Consider the following 11,629-nt stretch of genomic DNA (forward strand, 5'->3'; position numbering starts at 1 on the left):
AACCCCATGAACACTGGTCAGGATGCACAGCTCGATGCGCTCGACGCCCGCTTGATCGATCTGCTCGCCGAGGAACCCCGGATCGGGGTGCTGGAGTGTTCGCGGCGGCTCGGCGTGGCCCGGGGCACCGTGCAGGCGCGGCTCGACAAGCTGGTGGAGCGGGGAGTGATCGCCGGGTTCGGGCCGGACATCTCGCCGGCCGCCATCGGCTTCGGGGTGACCAGCTTCGTGACGCTCGAGATCAGCCAGCGGCACGGCCACGACCCGGTGACCGCGCACCTGGCCGCCATCCCCGAGGTGCTGGAGGCGCACACCATCACCGGCTCCAGCGACCTGCTCTGCCGCATCGTGGCCCGGTCGAACACCGACCTCCAGCGCGTCATCGACCAGATCGTCGCCTCGGAGGGCATCCGCCGCGCCTCCACGATCATCGCCCTGGCCGAGCAGATCCCCTACCGCACCCTGCCCCTGGTCCGGTCGGCCGCGCGCGGCGCATAACACGCCGGCCGACCGAGAAAGCGGCGCGACACGGCCGTTCGGGGGGCCGGCGTGGCCGTGGTCGTCGCTACCGTGTGCGGTGTGAAGGGCCTTGGCGTACGCGGCTGGTTGCTGCTGGGGCTCATCACCGTGGTCGTGCTCGCCTCCACCGGGGTGTGGAACCCGTTCCCGGCCCTGTGGGACTGGGTCGACCGGAGTCAACCGCTCTCCGAGCCGGAGCCGGTCTGGCAGCAGCGGGTCGGTGGCACGCCGAAGAGCGTCACCATCGCCGGCGACACGGTGATCGTCGAGCAGCGCACCCGGGTCGAGGCGCGCAGCCTGGCCACCGGCACGCAACTCTGGGAGCGCAAGGCCGACTGGGCGGCGGTGGCCGGCAGCGACCGGGCCCCGGTCGTCGCCGTGGGCAGGCTCCTGGACAAGGGGTACGAGGTGCTCGACCCCGCCACCGGCGTGGTGCGCCGCCGCGACGAGCGGGCCATCGCGGTCTGGACCTACCGGAACCTGCTGCTCGACGCATACTGCGTGCGGTCCACCGACTGCACGCTGCGCGCCTGGGACCCCCGGGGGAGCAGCCCGCTGTGGAGTTCCTTCCTGCCCGGCGTGAACAGCGGGGTGCTCGCCGACAACCCGGAGCTGCTGGGCACCCGGCGGCTGGGCGCCCCACGGATCGACGGCGGGGTGGCCGGGCCGGAGTCCGTCCCGCCGCTGCTCGGCTTCCCCGTCGACGACCGGGTGCACGTGGTGGACACCGCCACCGGCCGGGTGCTCCAGAACGTCGAGCCCGGCCGCGAGGAGCGGCTCGCGGTGGTCGGCGGCCGGCTGCTCCGGATCGCGGCCACCTCCCGCGACGGGACCTGCCAGTTCGTCCTCACCGCCGTCGACCCGGCCACCGGGCAGCAGGTGTGGCGGCGCAACGGCGTGAACCTGCGGACCGCCGACTACGCCGGCTGCGTCCAGCGGGAGGACCCGCAGGGCGCCCGGAACGTGCTGATCGGGGTCGCCCCGGACGGGCGCGAGGCGGTGCTCGACGGGTACGACGGCCGGCTGCTCCAGGTGGGCGCCGAGGGCGAGAAGCTGCTCGCCGTCGACGACCGCTACGCGCTGGTGCGCAGCGCCGACAAGGGCTCGATCATCGGCCGGGAGCTGTCGGCCGACCGCACCCGGTGGACCCGTCCGGCCGGCGGCAAGACCGGCGCGGCGCTCACCCCGTACGCGGCACTCATCGCCGAGGAGAAGCCGTCGCGGCTCATCGCGGTCGAGCCGCGCAGCGGCCGGGAGCTGGTCCTGCTGCGGACCTCCGCCAACGCCCTGGCGGTCGGCCCGAACGGCATGATCATCGGCGAGGGCCGGGAGATCGGGTACGTCCGCTGGGGCGCCGGCGCCGCCGGGGTGCCCCCGCCGGACGAGGGCGCGGTGCCCGCGCCGGACCCCGGCGACACCTGGCGCCCCCCGGCCGGCCAGGGCAGTTGCGGCCCGAAGAACGAACTCTGCGCCGACGGCAAGTGACGCCGGGTGAGAGCGGCGTCCCAGGACGCACCCGGCGGGTGCCACCGATCGACGGCTCTGCCCTAGGCTTTTCCGTCATGAGCAGTGCCGCCGCCTTCTCGTACGCCCCCCTGCTGCCGACCGGACCCGACCAGACGGAGTACCGCCTGGTCACGGATGAGGGCGTCGACGTCGTCAACGGCCCCGGCGGCCGTCGGTTCCTCACCGTCGAGCCCGCCGCGTTGACCGCGCTGACCGCCGAGGCGATGCACGACATCGCCCACTTCCTGCGCCCGGCCCACCTGGCCCAGCTCCGGTCGATCATCGACGACCCGGCGGCCTCGCCGAACGACCGGTTCGTCGCGCTGGACCTGCTGCGCAACGCCAACATCGCCGCCGGCGGCGTGCTGCCGATGTGCCAGGACACCGGCACCGCGATCGTCATGGGCAAGCGCGGCCGGCACGTGCTCACCGACGGCACCGACGCCGAGGCGATCTCCCGCGGCGTCTACCAGGCCTACACCCGGCTCAACCTGCGCTACTCGCAGCTCGCCCCGCTGACCATGTGGGACGAGCGGAACACCGGCAGCAACCTGCCCGCCCAGGTCGAGCTCTACGCCGAGGACCCGGACGGGCACCCCGACGCCTACAAGTTCCTCTTCATGGCCAAGGGCGGCGGCTCGGCCAACAAGTCCTACCTCTACCAGGAGACCAAGGCGCTGTTGAATCCCACGCGGATGATGCAGTTCCTGGAGGAGAAGCTGCGCCTCATCGGCACTGCGGCCTGCCCGCCCTACCACCTGGCGATCGTCATCGGCGGCACCTCCGCCGAGTACGCGCTGAAGACCGCCAAGTACGCCTCCGCGAAGTACCTGGACGCCCTCCCCACGCAGGGTTCGATGAGCGCGCACGGCTTCCGCGACCTCGAGCTGGAGGCCGAGGTGCTGGAGCTGACCCGCAACTTCGGCATCGGCGCGCAGTTCGGCGGGCGCTACTTCTGCCACGACGTGCGGGTGGTCCGGCTGCCCCGGCACGGCGCGTCCTGCCCGGTGGCCATCGCGGTCTCCTGCTCGGCCGACCGCCAGGCCGTCGCCAAGATCACCCCGTCGGGCGTCTGGCTGGAGCGCCTCGAGACCGACCCGGCGCGCTACCTGCCCGACGTCACCGAGGCCCAGCTCGACAATTCCGAGGTGGTCCGGGTCGACCTCAACCGGCCGATGGACGAGATCCGCGCCGAGCTGTCGAAATACCCGGTGAAGACCCGGCTGTCGCTGACCGGCCCGCTGGTGGTGGCCCGGGACATCGCGCACGCCAAGATCGCCGAGCGGCTGGACGCCGGCGAGCCGATGCCGCAGTACCTGCGCGACCACGCCGTCTACTACGCCGGCCCGGCCAAGACCCCCGAGGGCTACGCCTCCGGCTCGTTCGGCCCGACCACGGCCGGCCGGATGGACGCCTACGTGGAGAAGTTCCAGGCGGCCGGCGGCTCGATGGTGATGCTGGCCAAGGGCAACCGCTCCGCCCAGGTCACCCGGTCCTGCCAGACGCACGGCGGCTTCTACCTCGGCTCGATCGGCGGCCCGGCCGCCCGCCTCGCCCAGGACTGCATCAAGCACGTCGAGGTGCTCGAATACCCCGAGCTGGGCATGGAGGCGGTCTGGAAGATCGAGGTGGAGGACTTCCCGGCCTTCATCGTGGTCGACGACAAGGGTGAGGACTTCTTCGCCGAGGTCACCAAGCCGGTGCTCACCGTCGGGCGGCGCTGAGTTCCGACGTACGTGAAGGGGCGCCGGGTGGGATCCCACCCGGCGCCCCTTCTTCGATGTCGTCGGTCAGGTCGGGTTCGCCACGGGGAACCAGTACACGCCCTCCCCGGAGGTGATGCCGGAGTCCGTCCGGCTGGAGAGGTACAGGTAGTTGTCACCCGCCTCGGTCGGGGTGAGGGTGATCGTGGCGGTGCCGTCCGGGCCCACGGGGACCGTCTTCTCCTCGGTGCCGAAGCGGTAGACGAACTCGGTGCTGCCGGGCACGTGAGCGGTCAGCGTGAAGGTGCCGGCCACCCCCGGACCGCCCGCCTCGCCGCTGGACGGGTAGTCGTCGCTGGTCACCGTCGGGGCGAGCCGGCCGATGACCACGGCGTACTCGGTCTCGTCGGAGACGATGTCACCGATCTTCTCGCGCACCTTGAGCCGCACCCAGCCTCGGGTGTCGGCCGGGTACGACTGCGGCGTCCAGCTGATGGTGGCGCTGCCGTCGGCCGCCGCCGCGACGTTCCGCGGGCCGTCACCGAAGTCGTAGACGTACCCGGTGACGCCCTCGCCCGCCGGACGGAAGGTGAACTGGCCGGTGACACCGGGGCCGCCGGCCTCCTGGTACATCGGGTAGTCGGTCGAGCTCACCTCGGGGGCGTGCGAGAAGACGATGAAATAGCCGGAGGCCGTCTCCGACTCGTCACCCTCGGCGGTGCGGCTGAACACCTCGATCCACTGGAATCCCGCCTCGGTCGGGATGTAGGTGACGGTGGCCGTCCCGTCCTCCTTCGCGGCCACCGTGTGCTGCTCGCCGCCGTTGACCGACCAGACGTACTCCGTGACGCCGGGCATGCCGGGGGCGAAGGTGAACGTGCCGGTGGTCCCGGCGAGTGCGCCCGACCCGTCCTCGCGCATGAAGTCCGGCGAGGAGATGGTCGGCGTGCTGGCCAGGTAGAAGTAGTACTCGGCGGTGCCGCTGGGCAGGTCGTCCGAGGTGCGGCTGGTGACGTGGACCGTGTTGGCGCCACCCCGGCGCGGGGTGACCGTCACCGTCGCGGTGCCGTCCGCGCCGGCCGGCACGGTCGCCGGATCGCCGTCGTTTAGCCGCCAGGTGTACTCGACCACGTTGTCCATGCCCGGCGCGAGGGTCAGCTCGCGCGGCTCGCCGATCGCGCCGGACGGGTTCGCGTCGGTGACCAGCGGCGCGGTGTTCCGGACCCAGAACTCGTAGATCGTGGTGGGCGAGTGATTGCCGGTGCGGTCGATGCTCTCCACCTCGAGTCGCTGGTAGCCGGCGCTCTTCGGGGTGTAGGTGAGGGTCGCCGTGCCGCCGGCGCCGGCGGAAACCCTGCCCGCGCTCCCGGTCCAGCTCCAGTACTCGTAGCTCACGACGTCGTCCGAGCCGTTGGGCGAGAAGGTGAACGTACCGGGAATGCCGGGGCCGCCGGAGTTCGGCTGCTCCGGTGCGGCCGGGTAGTCGGTGGAGGTGACGACGGGCCGTGCCGGCACCCGGGTGTCCACGGTGAACCGGCACTCCGGCGACCACGCCGAGGCGTCGCCGTACTGGTCGGTGGCGCGGGCGCTGAACGCGTACGTGCCGCCGTCGGTCATCACGCCGTCCGGGACGGTGTACTGGAAGCGTGACCCGTTCGACAGCGGGTAGGAGAACTCGAACTCGGTCCGCTCGCCGGGCCGGTCCGCCGGCCACCAGGCGAAGGTCGCCTTCAGCTGGTCGCCCCCACCGGTCTCGGTGACGTCCGGGTCGCTCACCACGGCCTGGAGCTGCGGACGGGTCGTGCCGATGAACAGGTTGTCCCGGCAGGCGACGCCACCGGCCGCGAGCTGGGTGGGGACGTTCGGCGCCCGGTTGTGCTCCAGCGACACGGCGAGCGTGTCGACACGCCGGCTCCACTGGAGGCCGTCCTCGTGCTCGCCGATGCGGAGCATGAGCGTGAGCTTGTCCTGCTTCGCCGCGATCGCCCTGGTCACCACGTCCGTGATCGCCGTGCTCAGATAGCGGGCGGGGCAGGCCGGGCCGGACACGGTGAGGTCGGCGAGCTTCTCGACGGCCCTGGGGGCGTCCTTCCAGGTGGGCGCGGCTGCGGGAGCCTCGGTCCGCCAGAGCTGGAGCTCGCGCGGCTTGTCGCAGTTGGCTACCGACCGCTCGCCGGTGACAGTGCGGGCGCTGATGATCCGCTGCCCCTGGTAGGGGGCGAGGTCGAAGGTGAAGTACGCCCGGGAGGTGTGCTTGTCGCCCGCGGCGTCCTGCCAGGTGCCGACCGGCAGGGTGCCGTCCTCGGCGGGGAAGGAGCGGGTGGGCTGGGCGTTGTCCGTCCAGGTCGTCTGGACGGGCCGGACGAAGTTCTGCGCGGCCGACGCCGGCTGGCCGGTGGCGGTCAGCGCGCCCGTGGTGGCGAGCAGGGCCGCCAGGGCCGTGCCGACAAGGCGGCGCGGTACGCGCCGACGGCGTGCCGTGGACACGCCGGTGGTACCCCCGTTGAGTTGCAAGGTGGCTGCCTCCGAGGAGTGGGGTCGAATGTCATCCACGTCAGCGAATGCCGGGGCGCGGACGTTACGCGTCCCGGTGGCGGCGGGGCACCGACATCGGTGCGCCCGCCCGGGCGCGAGGCTCGGGCGGGCGCACCGCCCCCGTCGGATGCCGTCGCCGGCAACCGCGCCCAGTGTCCGGGCCGGTGCTGTCGATCCGCTATCACCTCGCTATCGTCTGCCCGAGGCGATCCGTGACCGTCGGGCTACGCTGCTGGAAGTTGCACAGGAAGGCGTGCGGGGGCGCAGATGCGGTTCGCGATTCTGGGGCCGCTGCGGGTAGGCGGCGGCGAGGTGACCATCACCGCGGGTCGGGACCGGACCGTGCTCGCCATGCTGCTGCTGCGTGCGGGCCGGGTCGTGCCCGTCGAGGAGCTGATCGACGCGGTCTGGGAGGACCGGCCGCCGGCCACCGCGCGGACGCAGCTCCAGATCTGCGTGTCGCGACTGCGGCAGCGTCTGGCGACGCTCGGGCCGCCCGGCGAGATCATCATCACCGACCCGGTCGGCTACGGCGTCCGGATCGAGCCCGACGACCTCGACGCCGAGGTGTTCGCCCGCGAGGTGGAGGCCGGCCGGGCCGCGGTCGGCGCCCGCAGACCAGTGGAGGCGCGCCAGCACTATCGCGCGGCGCTGGCGCTGTGGCGTGGCCCGGCGCTGGGCGGGGTCGCCAGCCGGAGCGTACGCAGGCGGGCGCAGGCCCTCGACGAGCAGCGACTCGCCGCCCTGGAGGAGTGCGTCGACGTCGAGCTGCGGCTGCGGCAGGCGGCCGACGTGATCGACGAGCTGACCGAGAGCGTGGAACGCAATCCGCTCCGCGAGCGGCTGCGGGGTCAGCTCATGCTCGCCCTCTCCGCAGTGGGCCGGCAGGCGGACGCGCTCGCCGTCTACCGCGAGGGCCGGCGCATCTATGCACAGGAACTGGGCATCGAGCCGGGCACCGCGTTGCAGGAGCTGCACCAGCGACTGCTTGCCGGTGACCTGGCGCTGGGCGGCCCGGCGGCCCTGCCGGTCGTTCCGGTGCGCGCGCTGCCGCGGGCGATCAGCGACTTCACCGGCCGGCAGCAGACGATGGCCCGGCTGGTGAAGGAGATCGAGGAGGGCGGCGTCCGGGTCCAGCTCATCGACGGGATGCCCGGCAGCGGTAAGACGACCCTGGCCGTGCAGGTCGCGACCGCCCTGGCCGGCCGCTACCCGGACGCGCAGCTCTTCGTCGACCTGCACGGGCACAGCGAGCGGACGCCGTTGCCGCCGAGCGCGGCGGTGGCCACCCTGCTGCGCCAGCTCGGTGTCCCGGCGGAGCGGGTGCCGCCGGACGTCGACGACCGCCTCGCCCTCTGGCGCAGCGAACTGGCCGGCCGGCGGGCCCTCGTGGTGCTCGACAACGCCGCGAACGCCGCCCAGGTGGCACCGCTGCTGCCGAACGGCCCCGACTGCCTGGTGTTGATCACGAGCCGCCGCCGGCTGGTCGGGCTGGACGAGGGCCGTCCCTCGTCGCTGCCCGTGCTCGACCTGGAGGAGGCGGTCGAGCTGCTCGGCCGGGTTGTCGGGGCCGATCGGGTCGCCGCCGAGCCGGCTGCCGCCGCCGAGGTGGCCGAGCGGTGCGGATGCCTGCCGCTCGCGATCCGGCTCGCCGGTGCCCGGCTGGCACACCGCCCGCTCTGGCGTGTTGCCGATCTGGCGCAGAGGCTGGCCGACGCGCGGGATCCGCTGGCCGAGTTGGCGGCCGGTGAGCGCTCCGTCGGCCACGCCTTCGCCCTCTCGTACGCCCAGGTGTCACCGCCGGCCCAACGTCTGTTCTGGCTGCTCGGGCTCCACCCCGGTGTGCGCATCGACGGCCGGGTGGCGGCGGTGCTCAGTGACCTGTCGCTGCCGGAGGCGCAGGACCTGCTCGACGAGCTGGTCGATGCGCATCTGGTGGAGGAGGTGGAACCGGGCCGTCACCGCCTGCACGATCTGTTGCGGACGTACGCCCGCCGGCTGCTGGCCGAGCCCGAGCGCGCCGGTGAGCGGCGTGCTGCCCTGGAGCGCCTGCTCGACCACCACCTGCAGGTCGCGGCGGCCATCGCGCTCATCGTGGAGACCAAGCCGAGCCCGCTGGCGCGACTGACCCTTCCGCCGCCACGCCGTCCGGACCTGCTCCTCGGCCAGGAGCGGCAGGGCCCGGCGTGGTTCGACGAGAACCGTTCCGCGCTGACCGCCCTGGTCCGCATCGCCGAGTCCGAGGGCCTCCTCCGGTACTGCTGGCAGCTGACCCGGGCGTGCTGGTGGTCCAACTACGAGGGCGGGCACCTCGACGAACTCATCGAGACACACACCGTCGCCCTGCGGGCCGCGAAGACGTTGGGTGACGACGAGGCTGTCGCCATCACCATGAACTACCTCGCCTCGGCGAACTTCCGACTGGGCCGCTACTCGGAGGCGATCCGGCAGATGGAAGCGGTCGTCGACCGCCACCGCCGGCTCGGGCGGCGTCGCGAGAGACTGCAGACGCTCGGGAACCTCGCCGCCGCGTGTTTCGGCGGCGACGAATACCGTCGTTGCGTGGAGTGCGTCGACGAGTCGCTGCGGGTCAGCCGTTACCCGGACGAGGTCGGCGTGATGGCGAGCGCGTTCAACATGTTGTCGATCGTCATGCTCTTCCGCGGCCGGTACGGTTCCGCCCTGCGGGCTGCGCGCCGGCATCTCCTCCTGGCCAGGGAGTGCGGTGACCTGCGGCACACGGCGAACGCGATCGGCCACCTCGGCATGATCAGGCACCGGCTGGGTGACCTGGAGCCGGCCCGCCGCCTGCTCCGGATGGCACTGCACCTGAAGCGTTCCACCGCCAACAGGTTCGGGGAAGGGGAGTTGCTCAACGAGATCGGGATGATGGAACGGGAAGCCGGCCGCCCGGACGAGGCCGCCACCCGGCACCGTGAGGCCCTGGTCGCGATGACCGATGCCGGAGACCGGATCGGGGAGTGTGCATCGCGCGACCTCCTGGCCCGTGCCCTCCACGACCAGGGAGACGTCGACACGGCGCTCGACCTGCATCGCCGGGTGCTGCGGGATGCGACAAGGCTCGGACTGCGCTACGCGCAAGCCCGTGCGCTGGACGGCGCCGCCCGCTGCCTGCGCGACACCGATCCGGGCCAGGCCCGGGCGCACGCCCGCCGGGCACTTGCCCTCTTCCGGCAGGTCGAGTCCCCGGACCAGCGGGCGACCGCGGACCTGCTGGCCGAGCTGGACTGAAGCCGGACCGGCTTTCCCTGCGGACCGTCGACCAGCGCGGCAGGATGGTACGCGTGACGACTCCAGAGGCGACCGGCTACCGGATCGAACGCGACTCGATGGGTGAGGTGGAGGTGCCCGCCGAGGCCCTGTGGCGGGCGCAGACCCAGCGCGCGGTGCAGAACTTCCCGATCTCCGGGCGGGGCATCGAACCGGCCCAGATCAAGGCTCTAGCGCAGATCAAGGGGGCGGCGGCGCAGGTCAACGCCGAGCTGGGGGTGATCGGCGCGGACGTGGGCGAGGCGATCGCCACCGCTGCCGCGCACGTGGCCGACGGCGGATACGACGACCAGTTCCCGGTCGACGTCTTCCAGACCGGCTCGGGCACCTCGTCCAACATGAACACCAACGAGGTGATCGCGACCCTGGCCGCCCGCGAGCTGGGCCGGAGCGTGCACCCGAACGACGACGTGAACGCGTCCCAGTCCAGCAACGACGTCTTCCCGTCCTCGATCCACCTGGCCGCCACGCAGGCCGTGGTGGAGGACCTGCTGCCCGCGCTCAAGCACCTGGCCGGCGCGCTGGAGGAAAAGGCCGCCGAGTTCGAGACCGTGGTGAAGGCGGGCCGTACCCACCTGATGGACGCCACTCCGGTCACCCTCGGTCAGGAGTTCGGCGGCTACGCCGCCCAGGTCCGCTACGGCGTCGAGCGGCTGGAGGGCGCGCTGCCCCGGCTGGCCGAGCTGCCGCTCGGCGGCACCGCCGTCGGCACCGGCATCAACACCCCGCTGGGCTTCGCCGCGCGGGTGATCGAGAAGCTGCGCGCCTCGACCGGGCTGCCGCTGACCGAGGCGCGCAACCACTTCGAGGCGCAGGGCGCCCGGGATGCGCTGGTGGAGACCTCAGGTCAGCTCCGCACCGTCTCCGTCGGGCTCTACAAGATGGCCAACGACATCCGCTGGATGGGCTCCGGTCCCCGCGCCGGCCTGCGCGAGCTGCGCATCCCCGACCTCCAGCCCGGCTCGTCGATCATGCCCGGCAAGGTGAACCCGGTGGTCGCCGAGGCGATGCGGCAGGTGTGCGCGCAGGTGATCGGCAACGACGCCGCGGTGGCGTTCGCCGGCTCGCAGGGCGACTTCGAGCTGAACGTGATGCTTCCCGTGATGGGCCGCAACCTGCTGGAGTCGATCCGGCTGATCTCCGCGGCGAGCCGGCTCTTCGCCGACCGCCTCGTGGTCGGCCTGGTCGCGGACGCCGAGGTCTGCCTGGCGTACGCCGAGGGCTCGCCGTCGATCGTCACCCCGCTCAACCGTCACCTCGGGTACGACGAGGCCGCCTCGATCGCCAAGGAGGCGCTGGCCAAGCAGGTCTCCATCCGGGAGGTGGTCATCTCCCGCGGGCACGTCGACTCCGGCAAGCTCAGCGAGACCCAGCTCGACGAGGCCCTGGACCTGCTCCGGATGACCCACCCGTGAGCACGCCTGACGTCCACCCGCGGTGCCGGGGGTGCGTCAGGAGTGGGCCGCCGCCTTGCGGGCGCGGTAGGCGCTGACCGCCGCCCGGTTGCCGCAGCCGGCGTCGCAGAACCGGCGGGACCGGTTCTTGGAGAGGTCGACCAGCACGTTCTCGCAGTCGGGGTGGTCGCAGAGGCGCAGCCGGCTGAGCTCGTCCATCCGGACCAGGTCGGCCAGCGCCATGGCGGCCTCGACAGCCATCCGGGTGGCCAGCGGCGCGTCCCGCGGCACGGCATGCAGGTGGTACGGCTCGTCGTCGTGCCGGACGAGCTGGGGCAGGGCGTGCGACTCCCGCAGCAGTCCGTTGACGACGGCCACCACCTCGTCGGTGTCCGCGTGCCAGATCCGGCGGAGCCGGGGTCGCAGCGCACGGACCTCGCGCAGCTCCGCCTCGGTGTGCTCGTGCCGGCCGGTCCACCCGTACGCCGTGAAGAACTCGTCGAGGGCCGTCACGTCCGGCAGCCCCTCCCGGTCCGGGCCGGTCGTGTTGACCAGCGCCGCGGTCGCGACCAGGCCACACTCGGTGTCATGAGCAAATAGCAACTTGACTCCTGTCGGGGTGCCCGCCTAGCGTCATCAGCATAACCCCGATTGACTCATGTCCGGTCGACCCAAGGAGCT

At 72.5% G+C, this 11,629-nt stretch carries 7 protein-coding genes; 5 read left to right on the forward strand and 2 right to left on the reverse strand.

The window, feature by feature from the left end; all coding sequences use genetic code 11:
• Positions 1-6 precede the first annotated feature (6 nt).
• The 3 genes from GA0070214_RS21965 (at position 7) to GA0070214_RS21975 (ending at position 3,749) form a co-directional block, all read left to right on the forward strand.
• On the forward strand, positions 7-498 hold the full coding sequence (locus tag GA0070214_RS21965) for an Lrp/AsnC family transcriptional regulator (protein ID WP_091267193.1): 492 nt from the start codon (positions 7-9) through the stop codon (positions 496-498).
• Positions 499-570: 72 nt separating this feature from the next.
• The gene (locus GA0070214_RS21970) at positions 571-2,004 is read left to right on the forward strand and encodes an outer membrane protein assembly factor BamB family protein (RefSeq protein WP_091267636.1); all 1,434 of its coding nucleotides are present in this window, start codon (positions 571-573) and stop codon (positions 2,002-2,004) included.
• Positions 2,005-2,081: 77 nt separating this feature from the next.
• Positions 2,082-3,749 (forward strand): fumarate hydratase, encoded by a 1,668-nt coding sequence (locus tag GA0070214_RS21975; RefSeq protein WP_091267196.1) that lies wholly within the window; start codon positions 2,082-2,084, stop codon positions 3,747-3,749.
• Positions 3,750-3,815: 66 nt separating this feature from the next.
• Here GA0070214_RS21975 and GA0070214_RS21980 read toward each other — a convergent pair whose 3' ends face one another.
• On the reverse strand, positions 3,816-6,215 hold the full coding sequence (locus GA0070214_RS21980) for a hypothetical protein (protein ID WP_139141889.1): 2,400 nt from the start codon (positions 6,213-6,215) through the stop codon (positions 3,816-3,818).
• A 315-nt stretch (positions 6,216-6,530) separates the two neighbouring features.
• On the opposite strand from GA0070214_RS21980, the gene GA0070214_RS21985 reads away from it, so the two are divergent.
• Both GA0070214_RS21985 and GA0070214_RS21990 read left to right on the forward strand, forming a co-directional pair.
• On the forward strand, positions 6,531-9,515 hold the full coding sequence (locus GA0070214_RS21985; protein WP_091267202.1) for an AfsR/SARP family transcriptional regulator: 2,985 nt from the start codon (positions 6,531-6,533) through the stop codon (positions 9,513-9,515).
• A gap of 44 nt (positions 9,516-9,559) precedes the next feature.
• Entirely contained in the window at positions 9,560-10,969 is a 1,410-nt protein-coding gene (locus GA0070214_RS21990) for a class II fumarate hydratase (protein WP_208602858.1), read from the forward strand.
• A 36-nt stretch (positions 10,970-11,005) separates the two neighbouring features.
• On the opposite strand, the gene GA0070214_RS21995 is transcribed toward GA0070214_RS21990, so the two are convergent.
• Entirely contained in the window at positions 11,006-11,551 is a 546-nt protein-coding gene (locus GA0070214_RS21995; RefSeq protein WP_091267209.1) for a CGNR zinc finger domain-containing protein, read from the reverse strand.
• Positions 11,552-11,629: the final 78 nt, after the last annotated feature.

Origin of the sequence: Micromonospora chaiyaphumensis, assembly GCF_900091435.1 — a bacterium.
Taxonomy (GTDB): domain Bacteria; phylum Actinomycetota; class Actinomycetes; order Mycobacteriales; family Micromonosporaceae; genus Micromonospora; species Micromonospora chaiyaphumensis.

Excerpts from the sequence above, each read along its gene's own strand:
- GA0070214_RS21965 (WP_091267193.1), top strand. The coding sequence starts at position 7 with ATGAACACTGGTCAGGATGCACAGCTCGATGCGCTCGACGCCCGCTTG.
- GA0070214_RS21975 (WP_091267196.1), top strand. The coding sequence starts at position 2,082 with ATGAGCAGTGCCGCCGCCTTCTCGTACGCCCCCCTGCTGCCGACCGGA.
- GA0070214_RS21985 (WP_091267202.1), top strand. The coding sequence starts at position 6,531 with ATGCGGTTCGCGATTCTGGGGCCGCTGCGGGTAGGCGGCGGCGAGGTG.
- GA0070214_RS21990 (WP_208602858.1), top strand. The coding sequence starts at position 9,560 with ATGGTACGCGTGACGACTCCAGAGGCGACCGGCTACCGGATCGAACGC.